The organism is Methylotenera versatilis 301, assembly GCF_000093025.1.
In the GTDB taxonomy this organism is placed as follows: Bacteria; Pseudomonadota; Gammaproteobacteria; order Burkholderiales; family Methylophilaceae; genus Methylotenera; species Methylotenera versatilis.
Genome location: NC_014207.1, coordinates 1,997,935 through 2,014,106, shown reverse-complemented (window position 1 = coordinate 2,014,106; position 16,172 = coordinate 1,997,935). Strand labels below are relative to the sequence as shown.

Below are 16,172 nucleotides of genomic sequence, written 5' to 3'. Positions count from 1 at the left end.
TAAGCTTGTGTAAGCAATTTTCAAGTAGAATGACGTATTCGAAAATTAAGCCCTACTTAACAACTAGAGGATATAGATGCTTTTTGTAATTGATTTTGATGGTACGCTTTCCGTTGGTGATACTGTAGATGCAATGCTTGAACGATTCGCAGATGATCGATGGAAAGATCTTGAAGATGAGTGGTTAGAAGGTAATATTACCGCCATAGAGTGTATGAAGCAGCAGTTAGACTTGGTTGAAGTCGATCAAGTTACTCTCGAGAATTTCTTTCGCGGCATTCAGCTTGATGCTAGCTTTATTCCATTTCATAAATATATTAGTCAATTCTCTAAAGTGGCGATAGTCAGTGATGGCTTAGATCATGCAATTGATGTGGCTACTCGCAATGCGGCAATTCCTGAAATGCCGATTTATGCAAATAAACTAACGTTTAAGCCTAATGGCGTGTCAATTAGCTATCCGTATCGCAATTTAGACTGCAAGGCAGGTAACGGAGTCTGTAAATGTCAAATTGCTGAGCAACTATCTTCAGATGTGGGTGGTCCTGTTGTGTTAATTGGCGATGGTAAATCTGATTATTGCCTGGCTAAACATGCGGATATTGTGTTTGCAAAAGGTAAGCTAATTACTCATTGTGAACAAGAAAACATCCCTTTTAGAAGGTTTCAGACATTTGCAGAAGTTTTAGATGTGGTCAAAAAATGGGACTCATCTAAAAAGCTCCCGGCGAGAGCGTTAACGGGTCAGCAAGTAGCGTAAAACAGTAGGTAATTAAGCAGTCTTATTAGAGCTGCAGTTCAATTTACAGTTTAATTATATAAAATAACTTTGAGAATGAAAGAGTGCTTTTGATGGACGCAAAGATAATTGAGATTTTAGATAAAAATAACAAATATTGCTCACATGGCGATACTGTGAATTATGCAGATCCACCAAAAGTGTTTGAAGACTGCCAGGGTAGCTTCCTATTCGATGAAAATAAAACACCATACTTAGATTGGCAAATGTGGTATTCCGCAGTTAACTTTGGTTATAAGAACAAACGTTTATCAGATACATTGCACAAGCAAGTGGATACATTGCCACAGTTAGCTAGTCAATATTTACATAAAGAAAAAGTTGAGTTGGCGGAAATAATTTGTAAATACATGGAAGATAAGTACGGCGAAAAAGGCCGTGTTCACTTTAACGTGGGCGGTGCTCAAGCTGTTGAGGACTCATTAAAGTTAGTTCGCAACCACACAGGTAAAACACATCAGTTTGCATTTATGGGTGGCTATCATGGTCGCACGCTAGGTGCATCTGCGATTACATCTAGCTATCGCTATCGCCGTCGCTTTGGTAACTTTGCTGATCGCGCTGAATTTATACCATATCCATACTGCTTCCGTTGTCCGTATGACATGAAAGTGGAAACATGCAATACATATTGTCACTCACAATTTGAAAAATTATTTGAAACTGAATATCAATCAGTTTTAGATGTGAAAACAAATGAAAGTGAATTCGGTGCATTTTATATTGAGCCTATGCAAGGCACAGGTGGTTACATTATTCCACCAGAAGGCTACATGGCTAAACTGCAAGAAAGCCTAAAAAAACGTAACATTTTGCTTGTTGCCGATGAGATTCAAATGGGCGTATACCGTACAGGTAAATTATGGTCTTGGGAGAACTTTGGTATCGTGCCGGATGTGTTTGTATTCGGTAAAGCGATTACAAATGGCTTGAACCCGCTTTCAGGTATTTGGGCTAAAGAAGAATATATTAATCCAGAAAAATTCCCTCCAGGAACTACACACTCAACTTTTGCATCTAATCCGCTAGGTACAGCAGTGGCTTTAGAGGTTTTGAAAATGACAGCAGAGGGTGATTTTGAAGCGCAAGTTAACGAACGTGGAGCCTACTTCCTTAAAGCGATTCAAGGTCTAAAATCTCGCTGGAAATGTGTGGGCGATGTAAGTGGACTAGGTTTAGCATTACGTATTGAGCTGTGTACAGATGACGGGTTTACGGCTAGTCGCCAGTTAGCAGATCAAATGTTTAATGAAGGCTTAAAAGGCGATATCGATATTGGTGGAAAAATGTATGGCTTAGTACTAGACATTGGTGGCTACCAAAAGAATGTAATTACTTTGGCGCCATCACTATTGATTACGAATGAAGAAATCGATTTAGGTATCAAACTATTCGAATCACTGCTAAAACGCTGTGGTGCTAAGTAATATTCTGAACATTAAGATTTCTTCTAATTATGACTAATCAATTGCATGGCCGCGATGAAAAGCCAATATCTAGTAATCCATCTATTGATGAATTACTAGGTTCGGTCGGCTTTATTGAGCGTAAAGGTAATGTTGGTGTGTTGTTGATCCATGGATTAACTGGTACACCTACTGAAATGAAGCAATTTGGCAAATTGATTGCACGTAAAGGTTTTACTGTAGCATGTCCCGAGTTGGCTGGTCATTGTGCCACTATAGAAGCACTATCAGCGACTAAATGGCATGATTGGTATATATCCATCGAAAAAGCATTTGATGCACTTAAACAGGAGTGTGATCATGTGTTTGTTGCAGGCCTTTCTATGGGGGCCTTAATTGCACTCCTGCTTGCAGCAAAAAGGGGTAATCAAGTAGCTGGCGTGATATTGTTATCTACCACCTTCTTTTACGACGGTTGGAATGTGCCAAAATTCAAACAAACTTTCTTGTTGCCACTTGTACTTTACACGCCGCTTAAATACTTTTTCCATTGGGAAGAAACCTCGCCCTATGGAATTAAAGATGAGCGCACACGTGCACTGGTTCATGCAATTTTAGAAAATCGTGATAATCAGGCAGCAGATAAAATCGGCTATTTCAAAACACCAGCAACGGTGATTCTTGAGAGTGTACGCATGATTGATGCAGCTAAAAAAGTACTGAAAAATGTGATTGTCCCAACTTTAATCGTGCATGCAACTGAAGATGATATGGCAAGTATCAGGAATGCACATTATACTCAAGCAAACATTTCATCTAAAACAGTGGAAACATTCTTTGTAGATGACACCTATCATGTGCTGACACTGGATAAACGTAAAGATGATGTTGCTAAGCGTGCTGCTCAATTTTGTAAAGAACAAGCACATATATTAACTTCAAATAATAAAGTCTCATTAGCAGCTTAATATATAGCTGAGAAGTGAATAAAATATGACAATTAACGAAAAAAAAATACCAAGTGTTGAAGAGGTTTCAAATGCATTAGCAAAAATGATCGCTGATAAAATGGAAATTGATATTACGACTGTCTTGCCTGAAAGTAACCTTCAAGAACTAGGTCTAGATTCGCTAGATACATTTGATATTATTTTTAGTGCAGAGGATTACTTTAAAATTAAAGTTCCTAACGATCAAGTTAAGATTACTACTTTGCAAGATGTCGCGGTTTTGGTGCATCAGCTAATCCTCTCTCAAAAATCTTAATTTATAATAGCTATGGCTCATTTGTCAAATTCGCAGCGCGTAGTTATTACTGGTTTGAGTATCGTATCGCCGCTTGGTAATACCATTGCAGAATTAACAAGAAACGTATTTTCTGGTGTTTCCGGCATTAAACGTTTAAATATGCCATTTGTCGATGAAATGGATTGTAAGATTGCAGCACAGGCGCAGTTTGATCCTGCTAATCATTTCAGCAAACATACTTACTCCATGTTAGATCGTACTAGCCAGATCGCTTTGTATACCAGCGTAGAAGCGATTAAAGATGCGAACTTAATAATTGATGATGCCATGAAGCCTCGTATGGGCATTTATCTCGGTACTGGCATGGGTGGAGCGCAGTCAATAGAGGATGGCTATGTCAGACTTTATAAAGAAGGCGCTAGCAGATTGAAACCATTTACCGTACTGATGAGTATGAATAATGCTGCAGCATCTGCAATAGCCTTAGAGCATCAGCTCACAGGCCCAAACCAAACATTTTCCACAGCATGTTCATCGTCAGCAGTCGCCATCGGTGAAGCCTCTAGATTAATTCGTCATGGATATGCTGATGTGATGTTAGCTGGCGGTACAGAGGCACTTTTGACCTTCGGTACTATGAAAGCATGGGAAGCTTTAAGAACACTAGCAGAAGAGGATGTCGATGATATTGGCGCCTCTTGCAAACCATTCTCAGTAGACCGCACTGGCTTGGTGCTTGGTGAAGGCTCTGCAATGCTTGTACTAGAGTCTTATGAACATGCGGTGACGCGTGGTGCCAAGATATACGCTGAGATAGCGGGCTATGGGGCTGCGAATGATTGTAACCACATAACACAACCTTCAGTGAGCGGCCAATCTGCTACCATGCAAGCAGCGCTAAATGATGCAGATTTAAGCGCAAATGCTATTCAATATATTAATGCGCATGGGACTGGTACAAAGTTAAATGATATTACTGAAACTAACTCTATTAAGAAAGTGTTTGGCTCACATGCTTATGAGTTGAGCGTTAGCTCGACTAAGTCTATGCATGGTCATTTGATGGGTGCGGCAGGCGCGCTTGAGGCAGTTATCACTACGCTCGCAGTACATAGCAACACACTGCCGCCTACAATTAATCTAGCGCATCCAGATCTTGAATGCGATTTAGATTATGTGCCTAATCACTCTAAAACCTTAACAAAGCTTGAATATGCCATGTCAAATTCATTTGCGTTTGGTGGTACAGGTGCTGCTTTAATTCTGAAAAAATTAAACTGATGATGTTTCTTCCGCGTAAAGCGGTAGGAAATATTTATCATTTCAACAAATAATATTAAGCATCATATTAACCTTCGCTAGGTAAACTCTCTTTGTCTACACTCGCCATTTTTGTTTGGTTGTTGAATATCGTTGTTGATACTACAGGGCATATTGCTTTCAAACATGCAGCTGTTACCGAGAGTGAAAGCGAACTTTTGCGCTGGAAAAGTATGTTGTCATCTATGCCACTCTGGGTTGGTATATTCTGTTTTTGTTTAGAGTTTTTGCTTTGGCTGGTCTTACTTTCTATGCTGCCATTATCGCTTGGCATATTGCTTAGTGGGTTCAATACTGTAGCCATTATGATTGCCGGCAGGTTGATATTTAAAGAAATGCTAGATCCTTTACGAATCATAGGCATTACCTTTATTACAGTCGGCGTAGCATTGGTTGGAGGTTACGCATGAAGAAGCTATATTTCTATGCCATTGGCTTTGCGATTTTAATCGCGTTTGATACATTAACGCAGGTTTCTATCAAGCTTGCATCAGGTCAAGCGGGTGCATTTTCAATGAGCATGGATTGGTTGTTAGTTGTGCTGCATAACCCTTGGCTCTATGCAGCTGTACTTGGATATTTAGGGGCATTTTTTGCGTGGATGACCTTATTAAAGCACGCCCCAGTTGGCCCTGCGTTTGCAGCTTCGCATTTAGGGCTAATTCCAGTATTGCTGATTTCAGCCACCTATTTTGGTGAAAAGCTGACCACTATGCAATTACTTGGTGCTGTGAGTATCATGGTTGGCATTGTATTTTTGAGTCTAAGTGAGGCTAAGCATCCCCATGATTAGCATCCTCATGAATAAAGCGTAATTAAAGCAAAGCAACATGGCTCATTTATTTCATGAACCGCCACCAACTGCTGGCTTGCCTCTTTCAATGTTGGATTTTTTACCAAGTAAAACTTCGCTTGAGGAAGGTTTAGCGGTTTTTTTACAGCAAGAATGTGTACAAATTGAAAGTTCAGGCACGGCGGCTATTATGGTCGCACTGGCAGCACTCAAGTGCTTAGGTAATCGCCGCTCCGTCATTATTCCCGCATACACTTGCCCATTCGTACCGCTCGCTATTTTGCGTTGCGGACTAAAACCAATTATTTGTGATACTAAAAAAAATCATTTTGATTTTTGCTTAACTTCGCTTGAAGCCGCTTGTAATAAAGATACCTTGGCGATTATACCTACACACCTTGGTGGACGCGTTGCAGACCTAGCTAACATTATGAAAATCGCACAACAGTTCGGTGCTTATGTGGTGGAAGATGCCGCGCAAGCTCTAGGCGCGCGTTGGCAGGGGCAGTTGGTTGGTACGCTTGGTGATGTTGGCTGCTATAGCTTAGGCGTGGGTAAGGGCTTAACCATTTACGGTGGTGGCGCAGTTATTGCACGTAAAAGTGAAGTGCGAAAAGCGTTACAAACCACCCATAGTGAAATCGTGCCTTTTAAACTGACATGGGAAATACAGCGATTATTAGGTCTGATTGGCTATTATGTGTTTTATCGGCCGCTAGGTTTAGGTCTTGTTTTTGGCATACCATTACGGAAGAATCTTCAACAAGGTAAATTGATTGAGGCGGTAGGTGATGACTGCTTAGCTGACTTCCCTGTACATCATGTAGGGCGTTGGCGCAAAGCCATCGGTGCAAAAGCCTTAAAGAGATTGCCCGATTTCCATGACGCCGGCCGCAAGCAAGCGCTTAGTCGTAAGGCGCAACTCAGAAAAATACTTGGCGTAAATGTGATGGACGATACCGAAGGAGACATAGGCACATGGCCGTATCTCTTGGTATTAATGCCTACGCAACAATCGCGTGATGCTGCCTTGGCACAGCTTTGGTCAGCCAAGTCGGGCGTAGGACGCCTATTCATACATGCTTTGAGTGATTATGATTATTTGCCCTTTAGTGAAGTTAAAGCGCCCAATGCACAAGACTTTGCAGCACGTACATTAACCATCACCAATAGCCCGTGGTTGGACGAGGAAGATTTTTTGAAGATTTGTGAAGTATTGGAACGCGTAATTGGTTGAATATACGATTAACTGGTTGAATTCTGAATCAGAGATTGCCTCTGAGTTATGGGAAGTTTGCTTTCCAGCGCCCTTTGAAGGCAGCTGGTGGTACCAGGCACTTGAGCAATGCGGCATTGCCGACCAATTCACATTTTTATACGCACAAGTCAGCGATGCCAAAGGCCCAATTGCTATAGCACCAGCTTTTGTTATGAACGTGCCAATGCGCTTAGTGTTACCTCCGCTGCTATTACCATTGGCGAATATTATCGGAAAAGTCATACCATCTGCTTTGTATCAGCGCACGCTATTTATAGGCTCGCCTTGTAGCGATGAAGGCCGGGTAGGCATGCTCAGGCATGCGAATCGTGCTGAAGTGCTACGTCTTGTAAATGACTCAATGGTGCTTCAAGCTAGAAAGCTCAATGCATCTATGCGCGTTTGGAAAGATTTTCCGCAGGAGTATGCACCAGACTTTGCCGCATTTCCGTCTAATTTATTCCCATTAGTCAGCTTCCCGGGTACTGTGGTGGAGTTACCAAATTCGACCAAAGAAGGCTATTTAAGCACCCTTAAATCGTCACGTCGCAATAAGTTAAAAAAGAAATTAAAAGCTGCGGCAGGCGCACCTGTGGATGTAGAAGTCATTCAGCAGCCAGATAGCGCCAGAATGGGTGAGATCTTTAACCTGTTTTGGCAAACCTATGAAAAAGGCTCAACCAAATTCGAGCGATTAAATCGCAAGTTTTTTGATTTAATATCGGCTGAAAAACACTCTTATTTTGTGGTGTTAAAAGAACGCGAAAGCAAGCGAGTGGTTGCGTTTATGCTGTGTTTTGCAATTGGCGACCATGTCATCAACAAGTTTATAGGCATAGATTACACAAAACCCAAAGAGTGGTTTTTATACTTCAGGTTATGGGAGGCCGCAGTTGATTGGTCAGCCTCAATCAAAGCAAAGGCCATACAAAGCGGGCAAACGGGCTATTCAGCTAAAATTGAATTAGGCAATCAGTTAGTCTCATTCACCAACTATTGCGCGCATAAAAACCCTGTTATTCATTGGGTATATGCAAAAGTTGCTAAGACTATCAATTGGGATACGCTAGATGAGGATTTAGCGATTTATCTGCAAGCTTACCCTGATGAGAAACCTAGGTTTTAGTCTTGACGCCTTACGTTTGAATTAAGGGTTGGTGCGCGTCAGTGTCCCGCTTGATGGAATAATAGGGACTTCCCCTACTCGGAACGGCATCAAGGTGCCAAGATTGAGTTTTCGCGTGTTCAATCAAAATGAGAGGGGAAGTCATGACTAATATTACAACGATTGGAATTGATTTGGCAAAGGAAGTATTTGCTGTCTGTGCGATGGATGTGACTGGTGCTGTGTTCTATCACAAAATACTCAAGCGCGATGCCTTTGTCAGTTGGGCAGAACAACTGCCACCCAGCAATGTCGTCATGGAAGCTTGTGGCTCATCGCATCACTGGGGTCGCTGGTTTGCAGCACACGGGCATACAGCAAAACTCATTGCTGCTGAATTTGTACAACCATTTCGTAAAAGCGCAGCTGCTAAAAATGACAGGAATGATGCAGAGGCGATTGCCATTGCCTCACGTCAAGCCACTATGCGTTATGTCTCAGTAAAAAGTATCGCGCAACAAGAAGCTTTAGTTTGGCATCGTCTACGTGAAGGCTATAAAGAAGAGCGTACTGCACATCTGAATCGCATCCGTGGCTTACTTGGCGAGTTCGGCATCTGGCCACCACGCAGTGCAGACAAACTCATTCGTTTGCTACCTACGTTCACCATAGACATCAGCATCCCAGCAGGCGTACGCTCAGCCATAGTGCAAACCTTGCAGTATCTCAACGAACTCCATACGCAAATGGCTAAATGTGACCAACAGATTGCATTGCATGTTAAATCTCATCCAGCGGCTCAACGTCTGACTGAAATGACAGGCATCGGCACGCTCACCGCAAGTGCCACCAGTGCAATGGTCGTCGATGCAAAACACTATAAAAATGGTCGGCAGTTTGCTGCATGGCTAGGGCTTGTCCCAAGGCAAATGAGTTCTGGTGGCAAAGCTAAGCTCGGGCGCACTACTCGGCGAGGAGACACGTACCTAAGAAGCTTGCTGGTGCAAGGCGCTAAAAGCACCTTACAAGCAGCACTCAGGCAAGCCCCTGAGAAAGCCAGTCGGTTGCAGCAATGGATTGTGCAAATTTATATGCGCGTTGGTTATCACAAGACTGTAGTTGCAATTGCTAACAAACATGCGCGAATGATGTGGGCGATATTGGCTAAGAATGAAAGATACGATGCGTTAGCCTGGCAGCGCAATGATGTATAGAAGGGAAGCGAGTAAATGAAATCACCTGCAAAGTGAGATAGTGTTGAGGTAAGACCGAGCACAGAGAGAACCTGACTAACCCTGTGGCCAACAAACCAAAAGAACAAGCCTGATCAGCGCGTTCTTGTTGGGCCGATGAAGGAATGAGGTCTTTGTGCGCGGCTATTATCATGGCCCGCGAAAGTAACAAATGATCCGCAACAAGGCCGACTAGAGAGATGCAGTCTGTTTCCTTGATGCTAATAAACAATGTAGGTTTAAGTGGTAGATATAAGGCTGTAAGCGTAAAAACTGGAACTCAATCACACCCGTAAAACGGGTGTTAGGATGATTTTGCTTGACAGGTAGAGGAAGTCCCTAGAGATGGGTTAGACATGCTTATTTTTTGCAAGCAATAACCATTGAACGTTCGTTGGTTTTTACAGATGAACTGCCAACACTAGCACTAGTTTTGTTTGCATTGCCAGAAACAGAACTTAAAGATGCATCTTCGCTACTGCGGTCAAGGATGTCATAGCCAGCATCTTTGCAAAGTTCACCAGCGGCTGAATAGCATTTATCCCAGCCACGGGCAGTGCCGCTACAGTTTAATGAGTAAGCTTTACGACCATCAGGGGCGTACGTTTCCCTCACGGTAGCGCAAGAGCTAAGTAGTGCAGAAGCGACTAGGATGATTAGCAAGCGATGGATTCTTAATTCCCCTTGGTGAAAATGCTGAACCTAAAGTGTCCAACGTAAAGTAGACCCCAAAAAAACTAAATCTTTTATTGAGCCTGTTTGATAACTGATAATTAAAATGCATAATCTTAGTTAAATTAAGATGTAAGTAATTTTTAGTATACCTAATTTTGAATAATTCAAAATACCAAACACACTTCTTGTGGTTTAAACTTTTATGCAAATTGTAGTAGTTACATCTTTGCATATTCAATTACTTTAATCCCTATTTAAACCTTCGTTTAATGAAGTTCTTCAAATCGTCTACATAGCTAAATACGGATGGAATTACTAGCAGGCTTAATAGCGTAGAGGTGATTAAGCCGCCGATGACCGCTACCGCCATGGGTGAGCGGAATGAGGTGTCGCCAGCGCTCCAGCCTGCGGCAATAGGCAGCATACCTGCACCCATGGCGATGGTGGTCATCACGATTGGTCTGGCGCGTTTGTGGCAGGCGTCTATTAGGGCATCAAAGCGGCTTAGGCCGTGGTCACGCTGTGCCACGATGGCATATTCCACCAGCAAAATTGAGTTCTTAGTAGCGATCCCCATGAGCATGACCAGCCCAATAAGTGAAGGCATAGAAAAGCTTTTGCCTGCGACAAGCAGTGCTACAAATGCGCCACCTAAAGACAAGGGTAGTGCGACCAAAATGGTAAATGGATGTAAAAAATCTTTAAACAAAATGACCAATACAATGTAGATACATAGTACGCCGGTGAGCATTGCCAATGCAAAGCTGCCAAATAACTCATTCATGACTTCTGCATCACCGATTTCAGTTTGTTTAATACCTGCAGGTAGCTTTTGTAGGCTAGGTAAGTGTTTTACCGCTTCGGTAACATCGCCTAAAGTAAGTTTGGAAAGTTCTACTTCAATCTGTACGTTACGTGTGCGGTCATAGCGGTCTATCACCGCAGGGCCGCCTTCTAAATTAAAGTCTGCTACTTGCGCGAGCATTACGGGGCCTTTAGAACCGGGCACGGTTAAATGTTCTAATATGCTTTGATCTTTGCGAGCTTCATCTGATAATTGGACAACAATAGGTACTTGGCGCTGACTAAGATTCAACTTAGCCACAGAAAAATCATAATCGCCATCGGTGGCGATACGCAGAGTTTCACTAATTGCATTACTACTTACGCCTAAGTCAGCAGCTTTGCTAAAGTCTGGGCGCACGATCATTTCAGGACGAATAAGCGTTGCGCTAGAGGCAATATTACCTATGCCAGGAATCGTGCGTAAATCTTGCGTAACGGCATTAGATGCTTCTTGTAAGGCAGCAGAATCATCGCCGCTTAACATCAGTATGTATTTTTCACCTGAGCCACCTAAGCCAACTTTACTACGGACACCTGCTAGGTTAGTGAGTGCATCACGAATCTGACTTTCGATTTCTTTCTTAGGAGGTCTTTCAGAGCGAGGATCTAGCGCAATAGTCAGTGTTGCACGTCTTGTTTCAGCGGCACCAGTGCTTACAAAAGCATCGGTACCTGCGCTCCCTCCACCAATAGCTGTGTAGATTGTTTTAACATGGGCAATACTTTTGATGATTTGTCGCGCTTCTTCGGCCGATTGCTTTGTTTGTTCTAATGTTGCGCCAGGGGCGAGCTCTAAATAGACTTGTGTTTGCGAACTATCATCGGCAGGAATAAATCCAGTAGGTAGTAAGGGAATCAGTTTAATTGAGCCAAATAAAAATAATATAGCTGCAATCACTGTAATTAATCGGTGCTGCAAGCACCAATGGCTCCAACGTAGATAGGTACGCATCATTGCACCATCTTCTTGATGGGTATTATTTGATTTAAGTAGGTAAGCCGACATCATTGGCGTGAGCACACGTGCCACCACAAGTGATGCAAAAATGGCAAAAGCCGCAGTCCAGCCAAATTGTTTAAAGAATTTACCAGGGATACCGCTCATAAATGCCGTAGGTAAAAATACGGCAATCAGGGTAAATGTAGTGGCAATCACGGCTAAGCCAATTTCATCAGCTGCTTCCATCGCTGCTTGGTAAGGCGTTTTGCCCATTCGTAAATGGCGCACGATGTTTTCGACTTCTACAATGGCATCATCTACCAAAATACCAATTACGAGTGATAGTGCTAAAAGTGTAACAATGTTAATACTAAAGCCAAAGTTAGACATGCCGATAAATGCGGGGATAACTGATAATGGCAGCGCTACTGCACAAACAAAGGTCGCACGCCAGTTACGTAAAAACAGTAACACGACGAACACCGCGAGAATAGCACCTTCAATCAGCATGGTGATAGACGCTTTGTATTCATCTCGAACTGGTTGCACAAAGTTAAATGCCTCAGTGAGTATAATATCTGGGTGCTTGAGCTTGAGTTCAGCAAAGGCTTTTTCTACGCCATCACCCACTTCAATTTCGCTCGCACCTTTGCTTCGTGAGATTTCGAAACCAACCACTGGCTTGCCATCCAAAAATGCTGCGGAGCGTGGTTCGGCAAAGCTGTCTGACACTTTAGCGATTTGATTGAGGGTAATTTTTCGGCCATCAGTTAAGTTAAGCTCAATATTACCAATGGCTTCAGCAGAGTTCACTGTGGCGATGGTACGCATGGGTTGTTCGCTATCACCAAGTTTAGTGCGACCGCCAGCAGACTCCATTTGGCTTAATTTCAATTGATGTGAAATTTCTGCAACCGTAGCGTTAAGTGCTTGTAGTTTGTTTGGATCTAGCTCAACGCGAATCTCGCGATTTACGCCGCCTACACGACTGACTTTGCCCAAACCTTTTACACTAAGTAGTTTTTTGGTGAGTTCGTTATCTACAAACCAAGAAAGCGCTTCACCATCCATGTTAGGCGAGCTAATGGTGTAAGACAGAATAGGGGATGATGCTACGTTGAGTTTGCTTATTTCAGGATCGCGTAAGTCGCTAGGTAAATCTGCTCGGACTTGTGCCACGGCTGAGCGCACATCGTCTACCGCCTCTTGTACAGGTTTCTCCAAGCGGAATTCGACCGTAATGCTGACCACGCCATCTTGCACCTTGGTGTAAATATGCTTTAAGCCTTGTAATGACGCTAAGTTATTTTCAATCTTACGCGCGACCTCAGTTTCTAGCTGCGCAGGCGAGGCGCCTGGAAGGGACGCGGTAATATCCACAGTCGGTAAATCAAGATCGGGAAAGTTTTGAACTTTCATTGCTTGATAGCTAATGACGCCTGCGAACGATAGCATCACAAATAGCATGATGGCAGGAATTGGATTTCTAATACACCAAGCAGAAATATTCATGCGGTTATGGGTCTTTATAAAAGCTAATTGTTAAGGATTTATTTTTTAGTATTAGCTTGCGGAGCGATCTTCACTAAATCATTATCAGATAAAAACGCACCGCCAGTAGCTACAAGCTGCTGGTTAGGCTCTATACCGCTGATAATTTCAACGAGATTCCCTACACGCCTGCCAGTCTTCACTTTAACTTGCTTAGCAATTTTTTTACCATTGATATTGGTAACTGTAAACACGTAGGTAAAGCCGTCTCGTAACACTAGCACTTGCTGAGGAAGCGCTAGTGTGCTGGACTTACCTAAGATAAACTCGCCTTTAGCATACATGCCTGCCTTGGCTGGGCTGTTGGCTGGTAAATCAACGTAGATCAGCGCGTTACGGGTTTGTGTATCCACTGTTGGTGATATCATACGCACCTTACCTTTGAAGCTTGAGCCATCTGCTGCAACGACGTTAACTTGCATACCTGCTTTTATTTTAGCTAAGTCACTCGACACAACCTCGGCGCGCCACTCTAAGCGGCTTTGCCTAATCAGTTTGAATAACTCGCTACCTGTGCTTATTACTGCGCCAACCGTAGCGTTGCGTGAAGAAATAACGCCATTGTCAGGCGCGTAAATTTTAGTATTTTTTAAACGTATCTCTTGGGTGACTACGGAAGCTTTTGCTACTTCAATTCTTGCTTTGGAAGTATCTGCTGCAGTTGTATATTGATCAATTTGCTGATTTGACATGGCGCCAGTGTTTTGTAAGGTGCGTGCGCGGTCGGAGTTATTAATTGCCTCTCTGCCTTGTGCTTCAGCTTCCATTAAACTTGCTTTAGCTTGGTTTAATTCTGCCTCGATAGACTCCGCGGAGAAAGTTGCGAGTAATTGACCTTTTTTCACAACATCGCCTACATTCACTAACACTTGTGTGAGTCGTAAGCCATTGGATTCACTACCGATAATGGCCTCTTGCCATGCTACGACATTACCATTGGCTGATATTTTGAGCGGTAAAACTGTCTGTTGCGGCTGTATAAGGGTCACCGTTAGCGCTGGTGTGGTGATTGTTTCTGTGCTTGCTTTTTCAGCAAGGCCGAGGATTGGCGCTAATGCTAAGATTGGTAAAAGTAAAAGGAGAAACTTGTTCTCTAATAAATTGGCTGGTAATGGCTTAGTTACATGTGTCATGGCTTATCTCATTGTGCTGAATCAATAGGCACAGAATCTGTGGGTATGGAATCAGCTTCCAGCTGTTCGGATTGATTAAGTTTTTGGTCAAAAATAAGTGTTGGGGAGTTAAGTGCCGCAGTCCAGCCACCACCCATAGCGCGATACAAAGAAATCCATGCAAGTACACGTTCATTCTTTAAGGTTAGCAAATTATTTTCGGCTTGCAAACTTGCACGTCTCGCCTCTTCGAGTTCAAATAAATTACCCAAGCTGGCTTTATTGCGAGCTTCAGTGGCGACTAAGGATATTTTAAACCCTTCCGCAGCTTGATTAGCATCATTAAAGCGTTGTGCCGTACTATTTAGAGTGGCTAAAGCTTCCTCTACCTCACGCACAGCATTCCGTGCCACGCTTTCGTAAGTAACTTTGGCAGCTTCATATTGCGCTTTAGCATTTTCTACATTAGCAGCTCTGACTCCAGCATCAAAAATCGGCAAAGATACTGCCAGAGGACCAATTGACCATGTCAGCCCGTCTAATGCAGATCTATTTTTGCTGAATGTACGAGAGAACGAGTCGTAACTCAACGCTATATTTCCTGCTAAGCTTAGGCGAGGATAACGTTGTGCTTCATTCGATGCAATCTCAAAACTGGCTGCAGCGACATTTCGTTCAGCATTGAGAACATCTGGGCGTTGTGCTAGTAGACCTGCAGGCAATTCAGTTATTTCAATATCAGCAGGGGTGGGTATGACACCAACATTAGTTGCAAGTTTTGCAACTAATGTTGGTTCAGGTATTGCCGTGATAGCGACTAAGCTTTTAATATTTAAAGTACATTCTAGTGCTTGTTTCTTTTGCAGGTTGGCTGCTTCTGCAGCTTGGGCTAAGGATTGACTGGCGCTGGCAGGCGCCAAAAAACCAGCTCTTGCTGTTAAATCTGATAGTCGAGCCGTTTCATGACTAGAGTCAGCATTCTTTTTCGCCACTATATTCAAGCCCTCACACAACCGATAATTAGAGTATTGCTTAGCTGTTTGAGCCGCTACGATCACACGGGCATCATGCCAAAGTGCAATATTTGCGACTAATTTAGCTTCTTCTTCGTGTTTACTGGCGTTATTTCTACCCCAAACGTCAAGTTCCCAGCTTGCATTTGCCCCAACTGAAGCGGTAGTGCTAGTTGGAAACACCATACTGCCATTGGTTGATGGATATGCTGAACCTGATCTGCTTCTGCTGACGCTGGCCTCAGCGGTCACATTCGGGAGTAGCTGAGAATTTGCTACGGTGACCGCAGTTTGAGACGCCGTTACTCTAGCTTTAGCGCTTTCAATATCAGGACTAACTTTCTGGGCAGCTTCAATTAACTCTACAAGAACTGGATCATTGAATTGCTGCCACCAGTGTTTAAGGTTAGTTACTTTGCCATTGTGGGGTTGTGTCGCGGGTAATGGTTCAATCCACCCTGCTGCAGGATAAGTTGGCTTAAAGTTATTCGACTTTATAGTGGTGCAACTACAAATAAATATGCTCAAAAACGCACAGCTTATTAAATTGTGTGATTTTATTTTCATGCTTTTTGCGCACAATTCTGTAGCTTTACGTTCAATTTAACATCTCTTAATATTGTTTCGCAGATAGTTGCTTGAGGAACATAAAGTATCATAATTAAATGCGTTTTGGAATTTATGTTCTGCCTTGCAATTCAACAAGCAAAGGCTTTAAACTTAGAATCCTATAAATCGGTTATAAAGTCAATTTACTCGTTAATTTTGTTTTAAGCTTATAGCAAGGCTCATGCTTAATGGGTTACAATTACGGCTTGTCTGAGTCTACTATTGATATTTTAATTTAAAACGTTAGTTGTTAGCTTAAGAAGTT

At 42.8% G+C, this 16,172-nt stretch carries 14 protein-coding genes; 10 read left to right on the top strand and 4 right to left on the bottom strand.

Going from position 1 to position 16,172, the window contains the following annotated elements; translation table 11 throughout:
* The first annotated feature begins 76 nt into the window (after positions 1 to 76).
* The 10 genes from M301_RS09080 to M301_RS09035 all read left to right on the top strand — a co-directional run bounded on the left by M301_RS09080 (position 77) and on the right by M301_RS09035 (position 9,143).
* Positions 77 to 760 carry an MtnX-like HAD-IB family phosphatase gene (locus tag M301_RS09080; protein WP_013148475.1) on the top strand — a complete coding sequence of 228 codons (684 nt, stop codon included), beginning with the start codon at positions 77 to 79 and terminating at the stop codon, positions 758 to 760.
* A 92-nt stretch (positions 761 to 852) separates the two neighbouring features.
* Positions 853 to 2,226 (top strand): aspartate aminotransferase family protein, encoded by a 1,374-nt coding sequence (locus tag M301_RS09075; RefSeq protein WP_013148474.1) that lies wholly within the window; start codon positions 853 to 855, stop codon positions 2,224 to 2,226.
* A 29-nt stretch (positions 2,227 to 2,255) separates the two neighbouring features.
* On the top strand, positions 2,256 to 3,173 hold the full coding sequence (locus M301_RS09070) for an alpha/beta hydrolase (protein WP_013148473.1): 918 nt from the start codon (positions 2,256 to 2,258) through the stop codon (positions 3,171 to 3,173).
* A 25-nt stretch (positions 3,174 to 3,198) separates the two neighbouring features.
* Complete coding sequence (locus tag M301_RS09065) at positions 3,199 to 3,471, top strand: phosphopantetheine-binding protein (protein ID WP_013148472.1); 273 nt, start codon at positions 3,199 to 3,201, stop codon at positions 3,469 to 3,471.
* A 12-nt stretch (positions 3,472 to 3,483) separates the two neighbouring features.
* A complete protein-coding gene (locus M301_RS09060; protein ID WP_013148471.1) occupies positions 3,484 to 4,734 on the top strand; it encodes a beta-ketoacyl-[acyl-carrier-protein] synthase family protein in 1,251 nt (416 codons plus the stop codon).
* 92 nt (positions 4,735 to 4,826) lie between these two features.
* Complete coding sequence (locus tag M301_RS09055) at positions 4,827 to 5,183, top strand: EamA family transporter (RefSeq protein ID WP_013148470.1); 357 nt, start codon at positions 4,827 to 4,829, stop codon at positions 5,181 to 5,183.
* On the top strand, positions 5,180 to 5,566 hold the full coding sequence (locus tag M301_RS09050) for a DMT family transporter (RefSeq protein ID WP_013148469.1): 387 nt from the start codon (positions 5,180 to 5,182) through the stop codon (positions 5,564 to 5,566). Before M301_RS09055 ends, M301_RS09050 begins: the two co-directional genes overlap by 4 nt.
* Before the next feature lie 37 nt (positions 5,567 to 5,603).
* Entirely contained in the window at positions 5,604 to 6,803 is a 1,200-nt protein-coding gene (locus M301_RS09045; RefSeq protein ID WP_013148468.1) for an aminotransferase class I/II-fold pyridoxal phosphate-dependent enzyme, read from the top strand.
* Positions 6,796 to 7,950, top strand: a complete 1,155-nt coding sequence (locus tag M301_RS09040; RefSeq protein WP_013148467.1) for a peptidogalycan biosysnthesis protein — start codon at positions 6,796 to 6,798, stop codon at positions 7,948 to 7,950. The genes M301_RS09045 and M301_RS09040 overlap by 8 nt, the downstream gene beginning before the upstream one ends.
* A gap of 143 nt (positions 7,951 to 8,093) precedes the next feature.
* A complete protein-coding gene (locus tag M301_RS09035; protein ID WP_013148466.1) occupies positions 8,094 to 9,143 on the top strand; it encodes an IS110 family RNA-guided transposase in 1,050 nt (349 codons plus the stop codon).
* 378 nt (positions 9,144 to 9,521) lie between these two features.
* Here M301_RS09035 and M301_RS14250 read toward each other — a convergent pair whose 3' ends face one another.
* From M301_RS14250 to M301_RS09015, 4 genes are all read right to left on the bottom strand, one after another.
* The gene (locus M301_RS14250; protein ID WP_049769965.1) at positions 9,522 to 9,824 is read right to left on the bottom strand and encodes a hypothetical protein; all 303 of its coding nucleotides are present in this window, start codon (positions 9,822 to 9,824) and stop codon (positions 9,522 to 9,524) included.
* A 262-nt stretch (positions 9,825 to 10,086) separates the two neighbouring features.
* Entirely contained in the window at positions 10,087 to 13,134 is a 3,048-nt protein-coding gene (locus tag M301_RS09025) for an efflux RND transporter permease subunit (protein WP_013148463.1), read from the bottom strand.
* 38 nt (positions 13,135 to 13,172) lie between these two features.
* Positions 13,173 to 14,306 carry an efflux RND transporter periplasmic adaptor subunit gene (locus tag M301_RS09020; RefSeq protein ID WP_013148462.1) on the bottom strand — a complete coding sequence of 378 codons (1,134 nt, stop codon included), beginning with the start codon at positions 14,304 to 14,306 and terminating at the stop codon, positions 13,173 to 13,175.
* 8 nt (positions 14,307 to 14,314) lie between these two features.
* Positions 14,315 to 15,826 carry an efflux transporter outer membrane subunit gene (locus tag M301_RS09015; RefSeq protein ID WP_049769964.1) on the bottom strand — a complete coding sequence of 504 codons (1,512 nt, stop codon included), beginning with the start codon at positions 15,824 to 15,826 and terminating at the stop codon, positions 14,315 to 14,317.
* Between the last annotated feature and the right edge of the window lie 346 nt (positions 15,827 to 16,172).